General features: G+C 44.4%; 28 protein-coding genes and 1 pseudogene. 19 read left to right on the top strand and 10 right to left on the bottom strand.

The genetic code is table 11. From position 1 onward, the window contains the following. Positions 1-79 precede the first annotated feature (79 nt). The 18 genes from rplN to K941_RS0104375 all read left to right on the top strand — a co-directional run bounded on the left by rplN (position 80) and on the right by K941_RS0104375 (position 10,810). Positions 80-448: a 50S ribosomal protein L14 gene (gene rplN, locus K941_RS0104295; protein ID WP_029102638.1), complete on the top strand. Its 369-nt coding sequence runs from the start codon at positions 80-82 to the stop codon at positions 446-448. An 18-nt stretch (positions 449-466) separates the two neighbouring features. Further along, entirely contained in the window at positions 467-784 is a 318-nt protein-coding gene (gene rplX, locus K941_RS0104300; RefSeq protein ID WP_029102639.1) for a 50S ribosomal protein L24, read from the top strand. A 20-nt stretch (positions 785-804) separates the two neighbouring features. Beyond that, entirely contained in the window at positions 805-1,341 is a 537-nt protein-coding gene (gene rplE, locus K941_RS0104305; RefSeq protein ID WP_029102640.1) for a 50S ribosomal protein L5, read from the top strand. Between the two features lie 10 nt (positions 1,342-1,351). Further along, positions 1,352-1,657 carry a 30S ribosomal protein S14 gene (rpsN, locus tag K941_RS0104310; RefSeq protein WP_029102641.1) on the top strand — a complete coding sequence of 102 codons (306 nt, stop codon included), beginning with the start codon at positions 1,352-1,354 and terminating at the stop codon, positions 1,655-1,657. Positions 1,658-1,668: 11 nt separating this feature from the next. Next, positions 1,669-2,067 carry a 30S ribosomal protein S8 gene (gene rpsH / locus K941_RS0104315; RefSeq protein WP_029102642.1) on the top strand — a complete coding sequence of 133 codons (399 nt, stop codon included), beginning with the start codon at positions 1,669-1,671 and terminating at the stop codon, positions 2,065-2,067. A gap of 184 nt (positions 2,068-2,251) precedes the next feature. Continuing rightward, positions 2,252-2,785: a 50S ribosomal protein L6 gene (gene rplF, locus K941_RS0104320; protein WP_029102643.1), complete on the top strand. Its 534-nt coding sequence runs from the start codon at positions 2,252-2,254 to the stop codon at positions 2,783-2,785. A gap of 15 nt (positions 2,786-2,800) precedes the next feature. Next, positions 2,801-3,151, top strand: a complete 351-nt coding sequence (gene rplR / locus K941_RS0104325) for a 50S ribosomal protein L18 (protein WP_036387459.1) — start codon at positions 2,801-2,803, stop codon at positions 3,149-3,151. A 2-nt stretch (positions 3,152-3,153) separates the two neighbouring features. Next, a complete protein-coding gene (gene rpsE, locus K941_RS0104330; RefSeq protein WP_029102645.1) occupies positions 3,154-3,651 on the top strand; it encodes a 30S ribosomal protein S5 in 498 nt (165 codons plus the stop codon). 15 nt (positions 3,652-3,666) lie between these two features. Beyond that, positions 3,667-3,846, top strand: a complete 180-nt coding sequence (gene rpmD / locus K941_RS0104335; RefSeq protein WP_029102646.1) for a 50S ribosomal protein L30 — start codon at positions 3,667-3,669, stop codon at positions 3,844-3,846. Then, positions 3,846-4,286: a 50S ribosomal protein L15 gene (rplO, locus tag K941_RS0104340; protein WP_029102647.1), complete on the top strand. Its 441-nt coding sequence runs from the start codon at positions 3,846-3,848 to the stop codon at positions 4,284-4,286. Before rpmD ends, rplO begins: the two co-directional genes overlap by 1 nt. Before the next feature lie 3 nt (positions 4,287-4,289). Then, a complete protein-coding gene (secY, locus tag K941_RS0104345) occupies positions 4,290-5,612 on the top strand; it encodes a preprotein translocase subunit SecY (protein WP_036387461.1) in 1,323 nt (440 codons plus the stop codon). 14 nt (positions 5,613-5,626) lie between these two features. Then, positions 5,627-5,743 carry a 50S ribosomal protein L36 gene (gene rpmJ / locus K941_RS16775; protein ID WP_036364264.1) on the top strand — a complete coding sequence of 39 codons (117 nt, stop codon included), beginning with the start codon at positions 5,627-5,629 and terminating at the stop codon, positions 5,741-5,743. A gap of 128 nt (positions 5,744-5,871) precedes the next feature. Next, positions 5,872-6,228, top strand: a complete 357-nt coding sequence (gene rpsM / locus K941_RS0104350; protein ID WP_029102649.1) for a 30S ribosomal protein S13 — start codon at positions 5,872-5,874, stop codon at positions 6,226-6,228. 20 nt (positions 6,229-6,248) lie between these two features. Next, positions 6,249-6,641, top strand: coding sequence for a 30S ribosomal protein S11 (gene rpsK, locus K941_RS0104355; RefSeq protein ID WP_003656963.1), 393 nt, complete (start codon positions 6,249-6,251; stop codon positions 6,639-6,641). Positions 6,642-6,652: 11 nt separating this feature from the next. Beyond that, positions 6,653-7,294, top strand: a complete 642-nt coding sequence (gene rpsD, locus K941_RS0104360; protein WP_029102650.1) for a 30S ribosomal protein S4 — start codon at positions 6,653-6,655, stop codon at positions 7,292-7,294. Between the two features lie 22 nt (positions 7,295-7,316). Continuing rightward, complete coding sequence (locus tag K941_RS0104365) at positions 7,317-8,321, top strand: DNA-directed RNA polymerase subunit alpha (protein ID WP_029102651.1); 1,005 nt, start codon at positions 7,317-7,319, stop codon at positions 8,319-8,321. An 18-nt stretch (positions 8,322-8,339) separates the two neighbouring features. Continuing rightward, on the top strand, positions 8,340-8,699 hold the full coding sequence (gene rplQ / locus K941_RS0104370) for a 50S ribosomal protein L17 (RefSeq protein ID WP_029102652.1): 360 nt from the start codon (positions 8,340-8,342) through the stop codon (positions 8,697-8,699). A gap of 584 nt (positions 8,700-9,283) precedes the next feature. Next, positions 9,284-10,810 carry a fumarate hydratase gene (locus K941_RS0104375; RefSeq protein ID WP_029102653.1) on the top strand — a complete coding sequence of 509 codons (1,527 nt, stop codon included), beginning with the start codon at positions 9,284-9,286 and terminating at the stop codon, positions 10,808-10,810. A 71-nt stretch (positions 10,811-10,881) separates the two neighbouring features. On the opposite strand, the gene K941_RS0104380 is transcribed toward K941_RS0104375, so the two are convergent. Then, the gene (locus K941_RS0104380) at positions 10,882-11,532 is read right to left on the bottom strand and encodes a phosphoglycolate phosphatase (RefSeq protein ID WP_029102654.1); all 651 of its coding nucleotides are present in this window, start codon (positions 11,530-11,532) and stop codon (positions 10,882-10,884) included. A 493-nt stretch (positions 11,533-12,025) separates the two neighbouring features. Between K941_RS0104380 and K941_RS0104390 the strand changes: the two genes are divergently transcribed. Further along, positions 12,026-12,580: a porin family protein gene (locus K941_RS0104390; protein WP_029102656.1), complete on the top strand. Its 555-nt coding sequence runs from the start codon at positions 12,026-12,028 to the stop codon at positions 12,578-12,580. Positions 12,581-12,835: 255 nt separating this feature from the next. Here K941_RS0104390 and K941_RS0104395 read toward each other — a convergent pair whose 3' ends face one another. From K941_RS0104395 to K941_RS14700, 9 genes and pseudogenes are all read right to left on the bottom strand, one after another. Next, a complete protein-coding gene (locus K941_RS0104395; protein WP_051225871.1) occupies positions 12,836-14,191 on the bottom strand; it encodes an FAD-dependent oxidoreductase in 1,356 nt (451 codons plus the stop codon). An 18-nt stretch (positions 14,192-14,209) separates the two neighbouring features. Continuing rightward, on the bottom strand, positions 14,210-15,328 hold the full coding sequence (locus K941_RS0104400) for an acyl-CoA dehydrogenase family protein (RefSeq protein ID WP_029102658.1): 1,119 nt from the start codon (positions 15,326-15,328) through the stop codon (positions 14,210-14,212). 109 nt (positions 15,329-15,437) lie between these two features. Continuing rightward, positions 15,438-16,793: an anthranilate synthase component I family protein gene (locus K941_RS0104405; RefSeq protein WP_029102659.1), complete on the bottom strand. Its 1,356-nt coding sequence runs from the start codon at positions 16,791-16,793 to the stop codon at positions 15,438-15,440. Between the two features lie 65 nt (positions 16,794-16,858). After that, a complete protein-coding gene (locus K941_RS17955) occupies positions 16,859-16,993 on the bottom strand; it encodes a hypothetical protein (RefSeq protein WP_265596813.1) in 135 nt (44 codons plus the stop codon). A 385-nt stretch (positions 16,994-17,378) separates the two neighbouring features. Next, positions 17,379-18,611: a beta-ketoacyl synthase N-terminal-like domain-containing protein gene (locus tag K941_RS0104415; RefSeq protein WP_029102660.1), complete on the bottom strand. Its 1,233-nt coding sequence runs from the start codon at positions 18,609-18,611 to the stop codon at positions 17,379-17,381. A 174-nt stretch (positions 18,612-18,785) separates the two neighbouring features. Continuing rightward, entirely contained in the window at positions 18,786-19,538 is a 753-nt protein-coding gene (locus K941_RS0104420) for a single-stranded DNA-binding protein (protein WP_029102661.1), read from the bottom strand. Between the two features lie 258 nt (positions 19,539-19,796). Then, positions 19,797-20,114 (bottom strand): H-NS histone family protein, encoded by a 318-nt coding sequence (locus K941_RS0104425; RefSeq protein ID WP_029102662.1) that lies wholly within the window; start codon positions 20,112-20,114, stop codon positions 19,797-19,799. A 208-nt stretch (positions 20,115-20,322) separates the two neighbouring features. Then, positions 20,323-21,393 (bottom strand): 5'-nucleotidase, encoded by a 1,071-nt coding sequence (locus tag K941_RS0104430; protein WP_029102663.1) that lies wholly within the window; start codon positions 21,391-21,393, stop codon positions 20,323-20,325. 286 nt (positions 21,394-21,679) lie between these two features. Next, a pseudogene (locus K941_RS14700) lies at positions 21,680-22,071 on the bottom strand (MAPEG family protein).

Consider the following 22,071-nt stretch of genomic DNA (forward strand, 5'->3'; position numbering starts at 1 on the left):
TTCATCTACCAAATTTGTGCAAAATAGCATAAATTGGAGCGAATGGCTTTTATTGTATTATTATTTATGGAGTAATGCGATGATTCAGACTGAAACAATGCTGGAAGTTGCAGATAACAGTGGTGCAAGACGTGTACAGTGCATTAAAGTACTGGGTGGCTCGCATCGTCGTTATGCATCAGTTGGCGATATTATTAAGGTAACAGTAAAAGAAGCCATTCCTCGTGGTCGTGTTAAAAAAGGCGACGTGATGAATGCGGTTGTTGTACGTACCAAAAAAGGGGTACGTCGTCCAGACGGCTCTGTACTACGTTTTGATGATAATGCGGCAGTTATTCTAAACAATAACAAAGCACCTATCGCAACTCGTATTTTTGGACCTGTTACCCGTGAATTACGTGGTGAGCAATTCATGAAAATTGTTTCACTAGCACCAGAAGTACTGTAAACTTTTAGAGGCTATCCTATGGCAAAGTTACGCAAAGGCGATACCGTGGTTGTGATTGCTGGCAAAGATAAAGGCAAGCAAGGCACAATTTTGGCGGTTAAAGCAGACCGTGTAAAAGTTGAAGGCATTAACATTGTAACCAAACACCAAAAACCTAACCAAATGCTAGGTAAAGAAGGTGGCATCGTTAAGCAAGAAGCATTTCTACACATTTCAAACGTTGCGATTTATAACGCAGCAACCCAAAAAGCAGATCGTGTTGCTTACCAAGTAAACGAAGAGGGCAAAAAAGTCCGTATCTATCGTTCTACTGGTGAAGTAGTGGCGACTGCATAAGATACTAAGGGTATATAGTAATGGCAAGATTAAAATCTTTATACAATGATAAGCTAAAGCAACAAATCAAAGATGAGCTTGGCTTAGAAAATGTCATGCAAGTGCCAAAAATCACCAAAATCACTCTAAACATGGGTGTTGGTGGTGCAGCACAAGATAAAAAACTACTTGAAGGTGCCTTGGCAGACATGACTGTCATTGCTGGTCAAAAACCAGTTGTTACCAAAGCACGCAAATCAGTGGCAGGCTTTAAAATTCGTGAAGAGTGGCCGATTGGCTGTAAAGTTACCCTTCGTGGCGACCAAATGTACGAATTCTTAGACCGCTTAATTGCCATTGCGATTCCTCGTATTCGTGACTTCCGTGGTTTTTCTGCAAAAGCATTTGATGGTCGTGGTAACTACTCGCTAGGTATCAAAGAACAAATCGTTTTCCCTGAAGTTGATTTTGATAAAATTGACCGTATTCGTGGTCTTGACATCACTATCACAACGACTGCTGCTAATGACGACCAAGGTCGTGCATTGCTAAAAGCATTCGGTTTCCCATTTAGATAAGGTAAACGTTATGGCTAAGAAAAGCATGATTAATCGCGAATTAAAACGCGAAAAAACAGTTGCTAAGTACGCCGAGAAGCGTGCACAGCTAAAAGCAGTCATCAGTGATGTAAATGCCAGTGATGAAGAGCGTTTAGACGCAATGCTTGCTCTACAAGCATTGCCACGTAACTCATCACCAGTTCGTTTGCGTAATCGCTGTGGCTTGACTGGTCGTCCACACGGCTATTTCCGTAAATTTGGTCTATCACGCAACAAGTTGCGTGAGCGTGTAATGCAAGGTGATGTACCTGGCGTTCGTAAAGCTAGCTGGTAAGGAGTATCGCAATGAGTATGCAAGATCCAGTTGCTGATATGCTAACCCGCATTCGCAACGCACAATCAAGAAATAAGCCAAGTGTAGAAATGCCTGCTTCTAAGCTACGTAAATCAATTGCTGATTTATTGGTTGCTGAAGGCTATCTAACTTCTGCTGAAGTTGTTGACGGCGAAAACAACAAAAAAGTTCTAAACATTGAACTAAAATACTACCAAGGCAAAGGCGTCATCGCTGAACTTAAGCGTTATAGCCGTCCTGGTCTACGCCAATATCGTGGTAAAGATGAACTGCCAAGCGTTCAAAAAGGCTTGGGCGTTGCCATCATCTCTACCAGCAAAGGCATCATGAGCGACCGTGCAGCACGTGCAGCTGGCATCGGCGGTGAAGTTATCGCTTTGGTTGCCTAATCACTTTATTTGTTATTTTTATTTAAAGTGATAAAAATAAAAATCCTTAGTTTACTCTAAGGATTTTTTGTGTTATAATACCCTGATTTCTTAACCAATTTAAATTATCTTGGATAGTGAGAATTGGTTGCTATTCGTTGCCATCAATTATTGATGGTTGTTTTTATCATTAAAGGAAATTCCTATGTCTCGTGTGGCTAAAGCCCCAGTAACGCTACCTGCAGGTACCAGCGTTACTTTGAACGGTCAGCAGGTTGAAGTTAAAGGCAAGAACGGTTCTTTGTCTTTACGCCTGCATGATTTGGTCGAGCTAAAGCAAGAAGATAACGTGGTTATTCTTGCTCCTGTTAAAGACACCAAAGAAGCGTGGATGCACACAGGTACTGTGCGTGCATTGTTGAACAACATGGTTCAAGGTGTGAGTGAAGGTTTTGAGCGTCGTTTGCAACTTATCGGTGTTGGTTACCGTGCCCAAGTTGCTGGCAACGTGGTAAACCTTAACCTAGGTTTCTCTCACCCGATTGCTTATAATCTTCCTGAAGGTGTGACTGCCGAAAGTCCAAGCCAAACTGAAATCGTTCTAAAATCAAACGACAAACAAAAATTGGGTCAAGCAGCAGCTAAGATTCGTAGCTTCCGTCCACCAGAGCCTTATAAAGGTAAAGGTGTTCGTTATAGCGATGAAGTGGTTCTTCGTAAAGAAGCTAAGAAAAAATAAGTAAGGTGAGCAAACATGTTGGATAAAAAATCAGCTCGTCTTCGCCGAGCAAAAAAAACCCGTGCCCATATTCGTCAATTAGGTGCTAACCGTTTGACCGTTACTCGCACGCCACGTCACATCTATGCCCAAATCATCGCCCCAACAGGTGGTGTGGTTTTGGCTCAAGCATCAACCCTTGACTCAACCCTTCGCTCAGGTGCGACTGGTAATGTTGAAGCAGCAAAAGCTGTGGGTGCATTGATTGCAGAGCGTGCAAAAGCTGCGGGTATTACTAAGGTTGCATTTGACCGTAGTGGTTTTAAATATCATGGCCGTGTTAAAGCATTAGCTGACGCTGCTCGTGAAAACGGATTGGAGTTCTAATCATGGCAAAAGTTGAACAAACTGACGGTTTGGTAGAAAAATTAGTTGCCGTTGACCGTGTGGCAAAAGTTGTAAAAGGCGGTCGTATCTTCTCCTTCACTGCATTGACAGTGGTTGGTGATGGTAATGGTCGTGTTGGTTTTGGTCGTGGCAAGGCTCGTGAAGTGCCTGCTGCCATCCAAAAAGCACTAGAAGCCGCTAAGCGTAACATGATTACTGTTGAGCTTGCTGGCACAACACTACAACACCCTATTAATGCTCGTCACGGTGCATCAAAAGTATACATGCAACCTGCATCAGAAGGTACTGGCGTTATTGCTGGTGGTGCAATGCGTGCTGTGCTAGAAGTTGCTGGCGTTCAAGACGTATTGGCAAAATGCTATGGTTCTACCAATGCTGCCAACGTGGTCTATGCAACCTTTAAAGGTCTGCGTGACATGGTTTCACCAGAGCAAGTTGCTGCTAAACGTGGCAAGTCTGTTGAAGAAATTTTGGGCTAAGAGTAGGTGAGTGTTATGAAAACAATGAAAATTACTCAAACTAAGTCTAGCTCACACCGTTTGGCAAGCCATAAAGCCTGCCTAAAAGGTTTGGGACTACGTCGCATCGGTCATACCGTAGAAGTAGAAGATACACCATCTACTCGTGGTATGGTAAATCGTGTGTATTACATGGTTAAAGTGGAGGAAGCGTAATGGGTCTTCGTTTAAATGAACTTGCCCCAGCAGTGGGTGCAAAAAAGACTGCCCAACGTCGTGGTCGTGGTATCGGTTCAGGTCTAGGTAAGACTGGTGGCCGTGGTATCAAGGGTCAAACTTCACGTTCAGGCTCAAGCATTCCAGTGGGCTTTGAAGGCGGTCAAATGCCTATCTATCGCCGTTTGCCAAAATTTGGTTTTACCAGCCAACTAGCCTTGACAACAGCTGAAGTGCGTTTGTCAGAGCTTAACAAAATTGAAGGCAATGAGGTAACACTTGAAACGCTAAAAGCTGCTAATATCATCCGTGGTGACATGAAGCGTGCTCGTATTATCCTATCAGGCAAGATTAGCCGTGCTTTAACCTTTAAAGGCGTAAAAGTTACTAAAGGTGCAAAAGAAGCCATCGTTGCCGCTGGTGGTAGCGTCGAGGAGTAATCCATGTCTAAATCAACGCCTAAATCAGGCATTCCATTAAATCCATTGGCTTTTATTCGTAAGTACGATGAGCTATGGCATCGCATGTTATTTTTGCTTGGGGCGTTGGTTGTCTATCGTTTAGGTTCGCACATTCCTGTACCAGGCATGAATCCTATTCGTCTTGCTCAATTTTTTGATGGCAGTCAAAACACCTTTTTAGGCATGTTTAACATGTTCTCAGGCGGTGCTTTGGAGCGTATGTCCATCATGGCACTGGGTATCATGCCTTATATCTCGGCATCCATTGTGGTGCAGATGATGTCAGCGGTGATACCTTCGCTTGATGCCCTAAAAAAAGAAGGTGAATCTGGTCGGCGTATTTTAAATAAATACACGAGACAAGGCACACTGGCTTTGGCATTTGTGCAAGCGGTTGGTATGTCAGCAGGTCTTGTTGCAGGTGGTTTGACATTAAGCTCTGGTTTGACTTTCATGATTCCTGCGGTAACTTCATTGGTCGCAGGAGCGATGTTCTTGATGTGGCTTGGTGAGCAGATTACTGAGCGTGGCATTGGCAACGGCATATCCATGCTTATTTTTGCCAGCATCGTATCAAGTGCCCCTGGCATGATTGCAGGTGCATTTAGTCAAGACATGAACTTAATGGTTGTCCTTATCTTTGCTTTATTGGGTTTGGCAGTGACGGCTGGCATTGTTTATATTGAACGTGCCCAACGTCGTGTGCCTGTTAATTATGCTCAAAAACAGCAAGAAGGGCGTAAAGTTTATGCTCAGCAACAATCACATTTGCCATTAAAGCTCAATATGGCAGGGGTGATTCCAGCGATTTTTGCTAGCTCATTGCTGATGTTGCCTGCAAGTTTGGGGCAATGGGCAGGTTCTTCGACGAATCCAACCACACTGCAAAATATCATGCAGAACATTTCACTCATCTTACAACCAGGCAGTCCTTTGTACTTATTACTGTTTGGCGTGCTAATCATCTTTTTCTGTTATTTTTATACAGCATTGATGTTTAACCCAGGTGAGGTGGCAGAGAATTTAAAGCGTAGTGGTGCTTATATTCCTGGTATACGCCCAGGACAGCAAACGAAACGATATTTGGATTTTGTCCTAAATCGCCTAACGTTTATTGGTGCGATGTATATGGCGATCATTTGCCTAATGCCAATGGTAATTCAAACGTCATTTGGCGTGCCTTTTCAGTTGGGTGGTGCATCTTTATTGATTATGGTGGTTGTACTTATGGACTTCATTGCACAGGTGCAAGCACATCTGATGACCCATCAATACCATGATCAAACTTTAATCCAGTCTAAATGACATTAGGAGTAGACATGAAAGTTCAAGCGTCTGTTAAAAAAATCTGTGGCAGTTGCAAAATCGTACGCCGTAAAGGTAAAGTACTCGTTATTTGCAGTTCAGAGCCACGTCATAAGCAACGTCAAGGTTAATTTTACAAATTAATACTTGCAATTTTGTAGCGGATATTGTATCATCCGCTAATTGCCATGCTGTTATCTAGGATAGCAGTAGAGTAAAACAGCAAATGCCTAGCATTTGTGCTAACGGAGAGAAATCAATGGCTCGTATTGCCGGTGTAAACATTCCGGACAACAAACACGCTGTGATTTCGCTAACTTACATTTTTGGTATTGGTCGCACTACTGCTAAGAAAATCTTGGCAACCGTAGGTATCAGCGAGACCACCAAAATTGGTCAGTTAGATGATTCACAACTGGATGCTGTTCGTGCAGAAGTTGCAAATTACGCTACCGAAGGTGACCTTCGTCGCGAAATTTCAATGAACATCAAGCGTTTGGTCGATTTGGGTTGCTACCGTGGTCTTCGTCACCGCCGTGGTCTTCCAGTTCGTGGTCAACGCACTAAAACTAACGCGCGTACCCGTAAAGGTCCTCGCAAAGCAATTAAAAAGTAACTAATTTAGGAAGCTAAAAGATGGCAAAAGACACTCGTAGCCGCAAAAAAGTGGCACGTCGTTCGGTATCTGAAGGTATCGCCCATATTCATGCGTCTTTTAATAACACCATTGTAACCATTACCGATCGTCAGGGTAATGCATTGGCTTGGGCCACCTCAGGTGGACAAGGCTTCCGTGGTTCACGTAAATCAACGCCTTTTGCTGCACAGGTTGCTGCTGAAGTTGCTGGTAAAACAGCACAAGAAACCTATGGTGTTAAAAACGTTGATGTCTTGGTTAAAGGTCCAGGACCAGGTCGTGAGTCTGCGGTTCGTGCATTAGGTGCATTGGGTTATAAAATTAACAGCATCAGCGATGTAACCCCAATTCCACACAACGGCTGCCGCCCGCCTAAGAAACGCCGCGTTTAAGGAGATAACTCATGGCCCGTTATATTGGTCCAAAACTAAAATTGTCTCGCCGTGAAGGTACTGACCTGCAACTCAAATCAGGTGTAAAAGCTTACGACGTTAAGACAAAAAAATCAGGTCGCGTACCTGGTCAGCATGGCAATAGCCAAAATAAAGCCTCTGAATACGCCCTACAACTTCGCGAGAAGCAAAAAGTAAAACGTATGTATGGTGTGCTTGAGCGTCAATTCTCAAACTACTATAAAGAAGCTGCTCGTATGCGTGGCGCTACTGGTGAAAACCTACTTGGTATGCTAGAACGCCGTTTGGATAACGTTGTTTATCGTATGGGCTTTGGTGCTACTCGTGCAGAAGCACGTCAGTTGGTAAGCCACCGTGCAATCCTGCTAAAAAAAGCAGGTCGTGATGAGTTTGTTCGTGTGAACATTCCTTCAATCCAAGTTCAAGACGGTGATGTGATTGCTGTGCATGAGAAGTCAAAAGAACAACTTCGTATTAAAAACGCAGTAGAGCTTGCGACTCAACGTGGCATTCCAGAATGGCTAGAAGTTGATCACAGCAAACTACAAGGTACGTTCAAAACTGCACCAGATCGCAGTGACCTACCTGCTGAAATTAACGAAAGCTTGATTGTAGAACTATATTCTAAATAATCCGAACTAATCGAGGTGACTTATGACAAATGTAACTGAGTTTCTAACACCGTCTGCAATTAATGTAGATACGGTTAATGAAACGACTGCTAAGGTCACGCTCGAGCCGTTAGAACGTGGCTTTGGGCATACATTAGGTAATGCTCTTCGTCGCATTCTTTTATCTTCGTTGTCTGGTGCTGCCGTGATTGAAGCTGAAATTGAAGGCGTTGATCATGAGTATTCAACACTAGAGGGTTTACAAGAGGATGTACTAGATTTGCTTTTGAACCTAAAAGGTTTGGCAATCATCTTACATGACCAAAACGAAGCTTATTTAACATTGGATAAAAAGGGTGCAGGTGTTGTAACTGCTGCTGACCTTGAGTTGCCACATAATGTTGAGATTGCCAACCCTGAATTGGTACTTGGTACACTAAGTGAACGTGGGCATTTAAAAATGCGTTTGCGTGTGGTAATGGGTCGTGGCTATGAGCCTGCCAATCAACGTCGTGAAGATGCCAATTCTAAAGCGATTGGGTGTTTAAAACTTGATGCAAGTTTTAGCCCTATTTTGCGTGTGGCTTATGACGTTGAAAATGCTCGTGTTGAGCAACGTACCGACCTTGATAAGCTCATCATTGAGCTTGAAACTAATGGCACGATTGACCCTGAAGAGGCGATTCGTAAGGCGGCTACGATTTTGCAACAACAAATTGCAATCTTCGTTGATTTAGAAGCCGAAGAAGCCCCTGAACCAGTTAAAGAAAAAGAAGAGATTGACCCTGTGCTATTACGCCCAGTGGACGACCTTGAACTAACGGTTCGTTCAGCAAACTGCTTGAAAGCTGAAAACATTTACTACATCGGTGATTTGGTGCAACGTTCTGAAACTGAACTTCTAAAAACACCAAATTTAGGTAAGAAATCATTGACTGAAATCAAAGACGTACTTGCGTCAAAAGGTTTGGAGTTGGGCATGCGTTTAGAGACCTGGCCACCAAGCGATTTGCGAGTTGATGACCGTTTTTCTTACCGTAGCCGTTAATTTTAAAGGATACTGACCATGCGACATCGTAATAGCGGAGTCAAGCTGGGTCGCACCAGCAGCCATCGTAAGGCTATGTTCCAAAACATGACCAATTCATTGATTGAACATGAGCTAATTAAAACTACGTTGGTAAAAGCAAAAGAGCTACGTCGTGTAGCAGAGCCACTCATCACTCTGGCAAAAGAAGACAGCGTTGCAAACCGTCGTCTTGCTTTTAACCGTACTCGTAACAAGGCAACCGTTGGTAAGCTTTTCAATGAGCTAGGACCACGTTACAAGACTCGTCCAGGTGGTTATTTGCGTATCATCAAATGCGGTTATCGTGATGGTGATAATGCACCAATGGCTTATGTAGAATTGGTTGACCGCCCATAATAGTCAATACTTCTACAAAAACCAAATCTTTTTTAAGGTTTGGTTTTTTTGTTGCATAAATTTTGGTTTGTTGGTGCTTCTGGCAAATAAAAATACGATTGGTGTTAAATTATAGCTAAAAACTTTAAAATTAGGGTGAGTCTGTTTTTGTTATTTCCCATGCAAAAATTGATTAAATCATCAAATTTTTATCATATCTGTAAAGATGCCATCAATGATGAGTACGCCTTGTTAATTTGTACTGTATTAAATTTAGTTTGAGTAAGTGGTTATGTCAAACTTTCTATTAAACATAGTAGAGTGAGAACTTTGTAAAATGGGTCTTATTTTAAACACTTGTTGTTTTGTGGGATGTGGTACAATTACCCTGTGCGGTAATTAGGAAAAACATTTTAAAGCAGTAATAATCTGTGCTACAATAATACCGCTTTTAGCAAATGGTCTGCCAACTTTGCAATAATACTTGCGTCACACCCACTCATAGTACTATTTGTACAACTTCGTTCGTCTCGTTTGTCTTATTGTAAATTTGTTTGACCATAAAAACAGCCAGCTTTTTAGCGAGCCAATCACAAGGAATTCACATGACTGTCATCAAAAAAGACGACTTTATCGCCTCCATCGCAGACGCATTTCAGTACATCAGCTACTATCACCCCACCGATTATATCGAAGCCCTAGCCGAAGCCTTAGAGCGTGAAGAAAACCCCGCCGCCAAAGACGCCATGACCCAAATTTTGGTAAACAGCCGTATGTGTGCCGAAGGCAAACGTCCGATTTGCCAAGATACAGGGATTGCAACAGTGTTCCTAAAAGTCGGCATGAACGTAACGTGGGACAGTGACATGAGCGTGGCGGACATGGTCAACGAAGGCGTTCGCCGTGCCTACAATCACCCTGATAACACCCTGCGAGCCAGCGTACTTGCCGACCCTGCAGGCAAACGAGTGAACACCAAAGACAATACCCCTGCCGTCATTCATATGGAAATCGTGGCAGGCGACAAGGTAGAAGTTACCTGTGCCGCCAAAGGGGGCGGTAGCGAGAACAAATCCAAACTTGCCATGCTAAACCCGTCTGACAGTATCGTGGATTGGGTGTTAAAGAGCATTCCTGAAATGGGTGCAGGGTGGTGTCCACCGGGGATCTTGGGCATTGGTATCGGTGGCACGCCTGAAAAAGCAACCCTTTTGGCAAAAGAGAGTCTCATGAGCCATATTGATATTCATGAGCTAAAAGCCAAAGCCGAAAGCGGAGCAGAGCTTTCTACCACAGAGAGTCTACGCCTTGAACTCTTTGAAAAGGTAAACGCACTTGGCATTGGGGCACAGGGCTTGGGCGGATTGACCACCGTGCTTGATGTCAAAATCCTAGACTATCCAACGCACGCAGCCAGTAAACCTGTGGCGATGATTCCTAACTGTGCTGCCACTCGCCATGTGGAATTTGAACTTGACGGCACAGGGGCGGTAAACCTAGAACCGCCAAGCATGGACGTGTATCCTGATATTACTTATAGCCCCGACAGTGGCAAGCGTGTCAATGTGGATACCCTAACCAAAGAAGAAGTGGCGACATGGCAAACAGGCGATGTGCTATTATTAAACGGCAAAATCTACACAGGGCGAGATGCTGCTCACAAACGCATGACTGACATGCTAAATAATGGCGAAACCTTGCCAGTAGATTTTACCAATAAACTCATCTACTACGTTGGACCTGTTGATCCTGTGCGTGATGAAGTGGTGGGGCCAGCAGGACCGACAACTGCCACTCGTATGGATAAATTTACCCGTCAAATGCTAGAACAAACAGGTCTTTTGGGTATGATTGGTAAATCCGAGCGTGGCAAAATCGCCTGTGAAGCCATCGCCGACAACAAAGCAGTGTATCTCATGGCGGTGGGCGGTTCGGCATATTTGGTCTCAAAAGCCATCAAAAACGCCAAAGTGGTTGCCTTTCCTGAGCTTGGCATGGAGGCGATTTATGAATTTGAAGTCAAGGACATGCCCGTAACGGTGGCGGTGGATAGCAATGGTGTATCGGTACACGCCACCGCCCCAAAAATCTGGCAAGCCAAAATCGGTAAAATCCCTGTGGTGGAAGGCTAAACGTCCAAATGTTCGGTCAATAAACCACAGCACACACCTCAAGCAAGGTCTTTGGGGTGTGTTTTTGTGAGTTATAAAAGAGATGTAACCAAATCGCCAAAATTATCAAACACCTCATCAGGGCGACTGTCGGCAATCGGCTCGCCATAGTTATAGCCATAGGTTAGGGCAAGCGTGGTTATCCCTGCGTTTTGTCCTGCTAAGATGTCATTTTTGGAGTCGCCCACCATGACCGCTTGCGATTTGTCCATGCCAAGCGTATCACAAATGTGCAAAAGCGGAGCGGGGTCTGGCTTTTTAGTAGGCAAACTGTCGCCCCCAATGACACAGGCGAATTTGTCCGTCCAGCCCATGTTATTTAAAATGTCGGGCAAAAATTGGGCGGGCTTATTGGTGCAAAGAGCCAGTGTAAAGCCTTGTGTTATAAGGCAGTTTAATCCGTCCGTTACCCCATTGTACTCCACCGTTTTGCCTTGACAAGTGGCGTATTCTTTTAAAAATATCTCATGGGCGTGGTGCAAATTGTCAAGTGATAGCTCCGCCCACACTAATGCCCGCTCCACGAGTTTCACCGAGCCATTACCCACCCATGTCCGTGCGTTGTCGGTGCCAGCAGGGGATTTGTCAAAATGAGCAAGCATTTTGTCCACGCCATCCGCCAAATCAGGCACGCTGTCAATGAGTGTGCCATCCAAATCAAAAATGATGAGTGATTTTGTCATAAATTTGCCTATTTTTAAAATTTACCAAAAGATTTAACTTAGATTTTATCAAAAAGTTTGTAACATTGACCAAGAAATCATGAAAATTTGGCGTAAATTGTAACAATTTATGTAAAACTTACCCATTTTTACCAAAAATCGCCAGAATTTTTGATGATTTTAAAAATTTTTGGGGAAAATTTGCTGAAATTTTCAAAAATTTTAAAAAGATTGAACTGATTTTGGGTGTTTTTGATGATAAATAAGAATGTTTTTGGCAAAATAACGCAATATTTGGGCATGGATTGTGATAAAAGTAACAAAATATTGCAAAATTGGGCAGATGTAAAAGGGGGTAGGGCGAAATTTTGCAAAACTTTACATTTGACACCACAAATACGCACAGTTTTTAAGAAATATTTTGTTACTATACACACATCGGCACTGATGACGAACCATCAGATGACGAAATAATAAACAAACTCGGTGCTTGCACTACAATTGGAGAGAAACCATGAAAACATTAAACAAAGCCCTACTAGCTCTTGGTGCGTCATCACTATTGGCAATGAGTGCTACTGCTGCTGTAAGCTACGGTGCAAATAGCGTGGGTCAGCCTTATGTGGGCGTAAAAGTAGGTCAATTTGACGTTGATAACGCTCGTGGTCATAAAGGTGACTTGACTGCTTATGGCGTATATGGTGGTTATAACTTCGACCAAAACGTCGGTGTTGAGCTAGAATACCAAGGTGCTGACAGCGAAAAATATAACCATAATGGCAATGATTACGAACTAAAAGCGAAGACTTATGGTGCGTATGGTAATTATCGTTACCACTTCAACAACTCACCAGTCTATGCCAAAGGTAAATTGGGTCTGTCTAAAACAGAAGTTGAAAACAAAACAACCAACAGCAACCTATATTCTAGCGAAACAGACAAAACGTCAATCGCTGGTGGCGTGGGTCTGGGTTTCCAACCAACCGCTAACTTCGGTATCGAAGCAGGTTATAACTACCTAAACTCTGATGCCAACATGTGGGGCGTAGGTGCTCACCTAGCATTCTAATTTTGGCACTCCATGGCATGAACAACCGTAGAGCGATTTACGGTTGTTTTTTTGTCGTTCAAAGTATTGTAAGCTCAATTATGGCAAATTAACCCCAATTTGCACCAATGCAAATATGAAAAATGTCTTTGTGGGGGCGTGCTTTCCACGCCCTTTGATGGTGTATTTGAGGTGAACCGATTATAAAATGTCGTCGTTCATAAAAATGGGGCAAATCATCGCCCCGAATATTTTTTATCTTTGTATTTTTGCTTGTTAGGGTGATTTTATCGTTGCTGTTGCCACGACATTGCCATGCTCTCTCATCTCAAGCACAAGCCCATTATCATCATCGCTAAGCACATGCCAGTCGCCCACGCCTTTGGGCAGACCATTGGCGGTGACGCTGATGCATTTATTTTTTAGGCGAATCATCGGTGGGGTGTGTTTGTAGATGGTGCCCTGTCCGTCTTGTTGGATGATTTGCCCTGCAATGACGCTCGCCTGTGAGCGGTGGGGGGCGACATAGCGACAAGGCATGCCATCAATGCTGATACAGTCGCCTAGGGCGTAGATGTCAGGCACGCTCGTTTGTAGGGTTTGGGGATTGACGGCGATGCCTGTGTGCTTGTTAAAGGTCAGATTGGCACGCAAGGGCAGGCGTTCGTGAACGTGAAGCCCTGTGGCGACGATGATTTCATCGACCAGTAAGAGGCTGACCGTCTCGTTGTCGCAGTCAAATAAATCAATCTCATAGCCGTGTGCGGTGGCATTTACACCTTTGACCATGCTATGACCGAGCCAATTTACCCCAAGGGCTACAATGGCGTTTAAAATCCGCTCACCTGCCATGGCAGGCAGTAGGGCGGATAAGGGTCGGGGGTGTACGTCAATGAGACTGACCTTATGACCTGCCTTTATCAAGTCTTCGCTAAGCTCAGTGCCAATCATGCCTGCCCCGATGATGGCGACGTGCTTGGGGGTGGTTAGGCGGGATTTGAGTTCGTCAAACCGCTCCAAATGATTGACGTGCCATGCCATCTCTTTGGCGATGGTGGGCGGATAGGCAGGGCTAGCACCGATGGCGAGAATGAGTTTGTCATAATATACCGTGCCACGGGTGGTGTGCAGGCTCTGGGTGTGGGTGTCAATGTTGGTAACGTAGGTGTTGGCAAGCAGACGTACGTTGTTATCAAGGGCAGACTGACTGCCCGTGGCACGCACCAGTTCGGCTCGTCCTTTGTTTTGGGATAGGGCGACCGACAGCATGGGCTTGTGATAACGGTCGGCGTCATCGGCACTGATGAGTGTGATGAGCAAGTCCTTGTCCAAAGCACGCAAAGCGTCTACCATCGCCCAACCTGCAAGACCCGCCCCAACGATGACCACGCCACGCTCGGTGCGGTCAAAGACAACGGCAGGGGCGATGTGGCTTGTCTCTTCATAAGGCTCAAAGTCGCTTTTGCGTACGCCACACAGCGGACATTGCCAGTCATCGGGAATGTCTTCAAAACGAGTGCCAGCAGGCAAGCCGTCTTCGGGGTCACCCAGTTCTTCATCATAGATATAGCCACAGGCAAGGCAGATGAATTTACGCCATGCACCACGACCATCGGTGGGGGAAGTTGTCATGATTACCTTTTTATAAATTTAAATAAAATACTCAATCGGACGAACTTTGGGTTCATCCATCAGCTGATGAGACAGATAACGCAAATGCTTGATGGCAGGCGTGACAATCGCCACAAACTGAGCTTCACGCAGACGACGTTGGGGGTGGGCAGTCATCAGATAGCCTTTTGCTCCTTGGTGAAGCATGGCAGATTGGGTGGCTTTTAGGGTCAGCATTGCCCCTTGTTCACGCACGTTTAGCACGTCTAAGAAAAACTCTTTGTCGCTGTTAAAGGGATCTTTGCCAAGGCTTAGGGTTTTGGCGACCAGATTGTCAAGCTCCAAGGTTAGACTGCCTGCTTGGTCTTCTAAAAAGGCGTTGGAGACCGCCGTGCCTTCTTTGATGTCGTCAATGGCTCCCATGATAATCCCTGCTCCGATACCAAGTTGCATGAGCACAAATGCCGAGCGAATACGGGCGATGAATGCTTTGCAGGGCAAGGCAATGATGTCATCGGCACTGATGGGGTAGTCGGTCAGCTCAATACGTAGCGTGCTAGACCCTTCCATGCCACTAAATGCAGGGCAAGGGTGCAGTTGCCACGAACTTTGGCGTGCTTTATCAAACTGCAAAAGGAAAAACACTTCATCGTCCGTGCCATCTATCTGTGCCACGGCACCGCAGTATTGACCGTCTTTGATGTGGCTAATCCACGGCAGGATACCGCTAACTTTGTAGCCGCTACCGTCCTTTTTAGCGACAAATTTCATGCTCTCGATGTTTGCCCATGTCTTCATCGGGTTGGACAGTGCCGTACCGCCAAAGGTGTGGGCAAGGGCGTGGTTGTCCAAAAATTCGCCCTTTAACAGGCTGTTGTCCGATTGGTCAATATACAGCCCCATCACTTGATGACACCACGTCAAAAAAGCGGTCGTGCCACACACTCGCCCCACGTTGGCATTGGCAAGGATTGCCAAATCAAAGCGGTTGCCGTGGGCGTTTAGGTGTGGGGCGAACAGTCCTGCCTTGCCCAGCTCAGCCATCTCAGCTAGGGGGTAATAACCCTTATCGATGTCGATGACTTTGGGGGCGATGTGTGTGTTGGCAAGTGTGGTGATGTTGTCTAAAAAGGCAGTTTGGTCGGTAAAGTGAAACATGAAAAGGCTCTTATGTCGTTTTGGAATAAGTGGTATTATAAAATGAAAGAACGGGCTTATTATTTTCCGATTTGGCATAAGTATAGCATATTTGGGAACATGGGTGCATTTATTCACACTCGCCATGTATCATCTGCAATATATTCCCCACTTTATCCAAACATTCTTGGTATTCACTCTCCATATCCGATTTTATGGTAATACCGCCTCCTGCCCAAAGTTCTGTTTTTTGCCATTTTTGCAACGTGCGAATGAGTACATTCCAATTACCCGTACCGTCAAAATTCATATAGCCCATGGTTCCGCAATACGCCCCACGGGGGGAGATTTCTAATTCATGGATAATCTCGCACGCCCGTTTTTTGGGTGTGCCTGTGATTGACCCTGCTGGCAAACTGCCAAATAAGACTTCTAGGCTATGTACGTCTTTTAATTGGGCGGTAATGGTGCTGACCATATGATGTACATTTTTAAAACTTTCAATGGCAAAGCGTTTGGGTGTTTTTACCGTGCCGATTTTGGCATATTTGCCCAAGTCATTACGCAGTAAATCCACAATCATTAAATTTTCGCTAATGTCTTTTTCGCTGTTTTTGAGTTCATTTTTTAATTCATTGTCTATATCAATATCATCATGGCGTGGGCGTGTGCCTTTTATGGGTTTTGTGATGATATGGATATTATTTTCTATTTTATGAAATTCAAAAAACAATTCAGGCGATACTGATAAAATTTCAAATTCTCCTAATTTTAAATACCCTGCAAATGGGGCATTGATTTTATCTTGAAAATATGACAAATAACTGGCTAAATTAGCCAAATCCGCTTGCCATTTTTGGGTCAGGTTAATTTGATAAGTATCGCCTGCCTTGATATATTCTTGGGTTTGGTTAAAGGTGTGATTGTAATCTTGCTTTTGCCATGATGATATAAATTGGGCGGATGTTGGTTTTGGTGATTTTTTATTTAATAAATCAGCCAAACTATTTTTTATTTCATCAAAAATATCTTTATCAGCATTTATGCCAATCAAGTCAAATCCATGCTCGCACGGCTTAATATAAATATCATAATGCCCAAAATAAGCACAAGGCTGGTTGGGCTTGATAGCGATGTTAGGATTTAATTCATGAGCTGATAGGTCATAACCGATAAAGCCCATTAAGCCGTGGGTGTATTCGTCTTTTTGGCTAGGGCAATCCAAGTTTTTGCCATAGGCGATGAGTTCATTTTGCCAATCGCTGTAAGTGGTGGCGTAGGCGGTAGTTTGCCCTGTGTGGCGGTCAAAGCGGTGGGCGGTAAATGTGCCGTCAAATTCAATCTGCCAAGCGGTTTTTGGGCAAATGGCAATCACGGGGCGATGATTGTTGTTTAAAAAACACACCCGCCAATCGGGGTGGTGCGTGGCAATCAAGGCGGTAAGCTCGCTTGGACTGTGGGTGGTGGTAAAGTGGTGTGTGAGCATTTTTAAAATGATAAAGAAAAAAGGCGAATTGTAAGGGAAAATGGAAAAAAGGGAAAGGGTTAAATTTATGCCAAATCATTCAATCCACAGCTTTTGTCATCAATACAATCAAGTTTTTCTCGCTCTTGGGGTGGCTCATTATCCCTATCTTCTACGGCACAAATAAAATCATCGTCAAAATTGGCAAATAATTCAAACAACTCATCACCTAACCTTTTGGTAAGGGTGGGTGGTTGTAACCCTGAATTGTTATTTTTATTCCTAAAAATTTCTGTCTTTTTCATTTTTGGTCTAGTAAGGTGCTTTGAAATTTGATAGTAATCCAAAAAGTATGCCAAACTAGGTTTTCCGTTCGCCCTGAGCCTGCCTGCGGGTAGGAAAACCGTTAGGTTTCCCAAGCTCGCCACGAACGGTTTTCTTTGTAGCATACTTTTTGAACCAAAGCCTGAAATTTTAATGGTGCGTGATACGCATCTTACTTAAACACTCATTTTATGGTAATTTTAAAAACCCTTTGGTTTCTTATTACCCCAAACCATATTAACACAAAAAAGCCCGTCATCACAACGGACTTTTTTAAGTTTATTAACCTTCAAACTTTTTCACCACCAACGCCGAATTTGTCCCACCAAAACCAAAGCTGTTACTCATTGCTGAGTTAATCTTGGTTTGGCGTGTAGTCTCAACAATGTCAAAAGGCTTGGCTCTTTCGTCCATGTCGGTGATGTTAATGCTTGGGGCGATAAAGTCGTTATTCATCATCAGCACGCAATAAATCAGCTCTTGCACGCCTACCGCTCCCAAGCTATGCCCTGTCATGGATTTGGTGGAGCTAATGGGCGGGGTTTTGTCCGCACCGCCAAACACCTCTGCAATGGCGTGTAGTTCCGTGATGTCGCCAAGCGGAGTTGATGTGCCGTGCGAATTGACATAATCCACCGTGTCAAGCCCTGCCTGCGATAGGGCGATTTGCATACAGCGAGTTGCCCCTTCTCCGCTTGGGGCGACCATTTCCGCTCCGTCTGATGCTGCCCCATAGCCCACGATTTCCGCTAGGATTGTCGCTCCACGAGCCTGTGCGTGTTCTAAGCTCTCAACAACCACCATACCGCCACCACCTGCAATGACAAAGCCGTCTCGGGTGCTATCATAAGGGCGACTTGCAGTTGTGGGGGTGTCGTTGTAGCTCGTACTCATCGCCCCCATGGCATCAAACATGCACGACTGTGTCCAATGCTCACTCTCCCCGCCCCCTGCGATGACCATGTCCGCCTTGCCAAGCTGGATAAGCTCCATGGCATGACCGACACAGTGGCTAGACGTGGCACAAGCGGACGACAACGAATAGCTAATGCCCTTAATCTTTAACCCTGTGGCAAGCGTGGCGGACACCGTGCTACTCATGATTTTTGGTACTGCCATGGCTCCCACGCCACGCAGTCCCTTGGCTTTCATGTTATCCACTGAGCCTACCACGTCTGCCGTGCTTGCTCCGCCTGAGCCCGCCACAACCGACACACGCACGTTATCCGCCACATCATCAAGGGTGAGACCTGCGTTATCTATGGCAGACAAGGCAGACACATAGGCGTAAAGGCTTGCGTCCGACATAAAGCGTTTTAATTTGCGGTCAATGCCTGATACGTCAAGTGTGCTTTGGTCAATCGAGCCTGACACGCACGATTTAAAGCCATTGTCGGCATAGCTTTGGTTAAAGATAATGCCCGATTTGCCGTTTTTTAGGCTGTCGGTAACGGTAGCTAAGTCATTGCCGATATTTGAGACAATGCCCATGCCTGTGATGACGACTCTTTTCATAAATATTTTCCAAAAAAGTTTGCTAAAAGTTTACAAATGTAATGATGATATTGTAACAAATTATGACCTAAAAAGGTAAAATTTTCAATCAAATTTATCGTGCCATACAAAAGAGCATAAAAAGCACATAAAAAACGGCGACCACAGCCACCGTTTTATTGTCAATAAATATAATTAAAAAGGCATGTCATCGTCTGCCACGCCACTGGCTGATGGCGGGGTTACCGCTTTGGGGGCGGGTTTGTCGCCCATGAATGGATTGGCTCCATTTTGAGCGGGGGCGTTATTGTCTTGACCGCCCTGATTGGCATTTTGGTTCATGCCTTGATTGGCGTGCTGTGGGGCTTGACCGAAGCCTTGATTGGGGTTGTTATTTTGGTAACTTGGGGTGTTTTGCCCAAAGCCATTTTGGGACTGGTTATTAAAGCCGTTTTGATAGCCACCTTGTTGCGGTGCATTGCTACCAAAGCCGTTATTGCCCTGATAACCGCCCCCGTTACCCCATTGGTTATTTTGTTGGTTGTTGTAGCCACCGCCAAAGTTGCGGTTGTTGTAGCCCTGATTGCCCTGCCAGTCGCCGCCGCCATTGTTGTCACGTCTGTCAAGCATTTGCATTTGATTGGCTCGTACTTCGGTGCTATAACGCTCTATGCCTTGTTGGTCAGTGTATTTCCTAGTGTGCAGACTGCCTTCGATATACACGAGTGACCCTTTGCGTAGGTACTGGGCGGCAATCTCGCCTAGGCGGTTAAATAGGCTGATACGGTGCCATTCGGTCTGCTCTTTTTGCTCGCCTGTGTTTTTGTCTGTCCAGCGGTCAGAAGTCGCCACGTTAATACTGGTCAGGCTACCGCCATTTTGGAATTGACGTACTTCTGGATCTTGACCCAAACGACCAACGATAATTACTTTATTAACACTTGCCATGATGGTTACTCAACTTTTGATGTTTAAAAATAATGATTTGATTCAATAAATTTGTTTTAAATAAACGGTTAAATTCACATATTTAGCGTGACGATATTTTCACTAAATGGGTTTACTTTTTCGGTTTGTCTTTTGGCATGCCGTCGCTTTTATTTGTGCATTGTATTGCCATTATCTTAATTAAAAATAAGTCAGAATAAGATATCCTGACTTATCTATTTGCAGTCAAGGTGATAATCTCTTACCTTGTTTTACTGCTTAGTTTACTTTGTAGTCTTCTAGTTTTTTGCCTTTGGCTAGGGCTTCTTCTAACCAACCTGGCTTACGACCACGACCTGCCCAAACGTTTTTTGGGTTTTGTGGGTCACGGTAAGCAACAGATGCTTCTTTGTGAGCTTTTTTGCCTACTTTTAGAATCTCATCGATGGTGGTGCCGTTTTCTTTGGCGATTTGTTTAAATTGCAAGTAAGCATCTTTTAGACCTTGGGCTTGCTTTTGCTTGATTTTGGCTTGGGCATCTTTGGTAAGTGCTTCTAGCTGTTCTACGCTAAGTGCGTCAATATTTACATTAGACATGGTATTTCCTCTTTAAAATAACCGTGAGAATAATCAAAGGTAAATCCATCAATGTGCATACATCAATACATCCGATGATTATTGGTGGTGCCAGTTGGGATATTTTAGGTTTATTAAAAATAAATTTAAAATATCGCTATTTAAAAAGATAAAAACGCTGATTTTTATCGTGTGATTATATTAACACATTTTATTTTAAAAATACAAATCATTTATTCGCCTTTTTGGAGTTTTTTAACACTTTTTTATCAGTTTTGACAAATTGGGCATGATCGATATTATCAATGACCGCCTTATCAGGACTGTGGTATTCATTAAGTAAAGACGTGGAATGATAAGGCACTAAGGCAGACGGCACAACCGATTTGGCGGCGTCAATATGCTTAATAGAATCATCAAAAAAGATATGCGGAGCAAATGTTTTTAATACCCTTGTTTTTTCAATACCGCCCAAGAAAAACGCCAAATCCACATCCACACCCCATTCTCTTAATGTCTTAATGGCACGCATGTCGGCAGGGGCGTTACGAGCGGTCACAAGGGCGATACGAATCGGATTGTGGGTGCTGTCTAGGGTGTCGTGGGGCAGGCTCTTTTGTAGGGCGGAGAGCTTGATTAAAAAGTCGGCATAAGGACCTTTGTCGATGGGTAAATCCGTCATGCTCTCTTCGCGATGATGAAAGGCTTGTAGCCCCTCTTGTTTGAACACCAGCTCGCCTGAGTCGTCAAACAGCACCGCATCCCCATCAAAGGCAATGCGAAGCTGTTCGGTGTCCAGCTCCAATATCTCCACAGGCGTGGCATCCAGCACCGCACAGGCACACAGGCGAGCATCGGTGACGGCTTGGGCATCATCGACGTTGGTCGTCAAAAACAAATCCACATCAAAATCATCAATATAATCCGCCACACTCGCCCCCGAGATGAATGCCGAGCGAGTAATGCCCAAACCATGCGTGCGTATGGCGTTTAGCACTTGTATGCCTAGGTCGGGGGTGGATTTTGAGACGATGACGACTTCGACAAAAGGCGACTCATCGTGGTAGTCTTTGGGCGGTTGGTATTTGTTTAGGTTTAGCAGGGCTTCGATGAGTGGGTAGCCTGTCCCTTTTTGTAATGGCTCGTTTTCGACCGATTTCATGTAGTCGCTAAACCGAGCAGATGCGGTGGCTTTGTCTTCTGCCAAAAAGCGTTTTAACATCTCATCATGCTCTTTTAGGTCAAATAATGCCGTCGCTGAGATTGCCACGATGAGTGTGTTTGAAAAATTAACCGCCATGATAAAGTCCTAGTTTTAAATAAATGTAAGGCGTGGTTTTAAAATTTATTTATGATGATTAAATGGTTATTAACAGGGATATAAAAATCGGTGGGTAAATTTTGCCTTTGTTAATGTGGTTAATTTGGTTTTTGTGGATTTTAAATATGAAAAACCTTACCAAAACATCATTTATCTATCATGTTTATCTATCATGCCCAATCTTAATCCATCAAAACAACCATTTTAAATCACAACAACAAAACACTCACACCAAAAGCAAAAACCCATCCACAGGACAGGCTTTTCACCAAATCATCTTTATGGCAAAATAAAATAACTGCAAACAGCAAACCAGCGACAAACCCCACACCACCGAGCGAAATGTCGCCAGATTCATGGCATATGCCACGCCATGCCATTCACCACGTTTTGGGGGACAAAACAGTACATGGCGACCAGCACCGCCCCGATAAAGATAGGCAGACTCTCAAAGCTATTGGCTTGCACGGCATTTAGGCGAGCCGATAGCCCTGTGGTCTGTGCTAGGAACGCTCGTGGGTTGTGGTTGTCGCTTTTAAAGTCAAATCCGCCAGCCATCTTTGCCAAAAACGCAAAGACAAAGGGCAACACGCAAGCGACCATGAGCGCCACAATCGCATAATGCGTGCCGTTCGGCACGTGCAAAATCCAGTTCAT

Source organism: Moraxella caprae DSM 19149 (assembly GCF_000426885.1).
Taxonomy (GTDB): Bacteria; Pseudomonadota; Gammaproteobacteria; order Pseudomonadales; family Moraxellaceae; genus Moraxella; species Moraxella caprae.

Bases quoted from the DNA above. Each gene is read 5' to 3' on its own strand.
- K941_RS0104420 (WP_029102661.1), bottom strand. From the start codon at position 19,538: ATGGCAAGTGTTAATAAAGTAATTATCGTTGGTCGTTTGGGTCAAGAT.
- rplN (WP_029102638.1), top strand. From the start codon at position 80: ATGATTCAGACTGAAACAATGCTGGAAGTTGCAGATAACAGTGGTGCA.
- K941_RS0104400 (WP_029102658.1), bottom strand. From the start codon at position 15,328: ATGTTTCACTTTACCGACCAAACTGCCTTTTTAGACAACATCACCACA.
- rpsH (WP_029102642.1), top strand. From the start codon at position 1,669: ATGAGTATGCAAGATCCAGTTGCTGATATGCTAACCCGCATTCGCAAC.
- K941_RS0104365 (WP_029102651.1), top strand. From the start codon at position 7,317: ATGACAAATGTAACTGAGTTTCTAACACCGTCTGCAATTAATGTAGAT.
- rplR (WP_036387459.1), top strand. From the start codon at position 2,801: ATGTTGGATAAAAAATCAGCTCGTCTTCGCCGAGCAAAAAAAACCCGT.
- rpsM (WP_029102649.1), top strand. From the start codon at position 5,872: ATGGCTCGTATTGCCGGTGTAAACATTCCGGACAACAAACACGCTGTG.
- secY (WP_036387461.1), top strand. From the start codon at position 4,290: ATGTCTAAATCAACGCCTAAATCAGGCATTCCATTAAATCCATTGGCT.
- rpmJ (WP_036364264.1), top strand. From the start codon at position 5,627: ATGAAAGTTCAAGCGTCTGTTAAAAAAATCTGTGGCAGTTGCAAAATC.
- K941_RS0104390 (WP_029102656.1), top strand. From the start codon at position 12,026: ATGAAAACATTAAACAAAGCCCTACTAGCTCTTGGTGCGTCATCACTA.
- rplQ (WP_029102652.1), top strand. From the start codon at position 8,340: ATGCGACATCGTAATAGCGGAGTCAAGCTGGGTCGCACCAGCAGCCAT.
- rpmD (WP_029102646.1), top strand. From the start codon at position 3,667: ATGAAAACAATGAAAATTACTCAAACTAAGTCTAGCTCACACCGTTTG.
- rplF (WP_029102643.1), top strand. From the start codon at position 2,252: ATGTCTCGTGTGGCTAAAGCCCCAGTAACGCTACCTGCAGGTACCAGC.
- rpsD (WP_029102650.1), top strand. From the start codon at position 6,653: ATGGCCCGTTATATTGGTCCAAAACTAAAATTGTCTCGCCGTGAAGGT.
- K941_RS0104395 (WP_051225871.1), bottom strand. From the start codon at position 14,191: ATGACAACTTCCCCCACCGATGGTCGTGGTGCATGGCGTAAATTCATC.
- rplE (WP_029102640.1), top strand. From the start codon at position 805: ATGGCAAGATTAAAATCTTTATACAATGATAAGCTAAAGCAACAAATC.
- rpsE (WP_029102645.1), top strand. From the start codon at position 3,154: ATGGCAAAAGTTGAACAAACTGACGGTTTGGTAGAAAAATTAGTTGCC.
- K941_RS0104430 (WP_029102663.1), bottom strand. From the start codon at position 21,393: ATGGCGGTTAATTTTTCAAACACACTCATCGTGGCAATCTCAGCGACG.
- rplO (WP_029102647.1), top strand. From the start codon at position 3,846: ATGGGTCTTCGTTTAAATGAACTTGCCCCAGCAGTGGGTGCAAAAAAG.
- K941_RS0104380 (WP_029102654.1), bottom strand. From the start codon at position 11,532: ATGACAAAATCACTCATCATTTTTGATTTGGATGGCACACTCATTGAC.
- rplX (WP_029102639.1), top strand. From the start codon at position 467: ATGGCAAAGTTACGCAAAGGCGATACCGTGGTTGTGATTGCTGGCAAA.
- K941_RS0104425 (WP_029102662.1), bottom strand. From the start codon at position 20,114: ATGTCTAATGTAAATATTGACGCACTTAGCGTAGAACAGCTAGAAGCA.
- rpsK (WP_003656963.1), top strand. From the start codon at position 6,249: ATGGCAAAAGACACTCGTAGCCGCAAAAAAGTGGCACGTCGTTCGGTA.
- K941_RS0104405 (WP_029102659.1), bottom strand. From the start codon at position 16,793: ATGCTCACACACCACTTTACCACCACCCACAGTCCAAGCGAGCTTACC.
- rpsN (WP_029102641.1), top strand. From the start codon at position 1,352: ATGGCTAAGAAAAGCATGATTAATCGCGAATTAAAACGCGAAAAAACA.
- K941_RS0104375 (WP_029102653.1), top strand. From the start codon at position 9,284: ATGACTGTCATCAAAAAAGACGACTTTATCGCCTCCATCGCAGACGCA.
- K941_RS0104415 (WP_029102660.1), bottom strand. From the start codon at position 18,611: ATGAAAAGAGTCGTCATCACAGGCATGGGCATTGTCTCAAATATCGGC.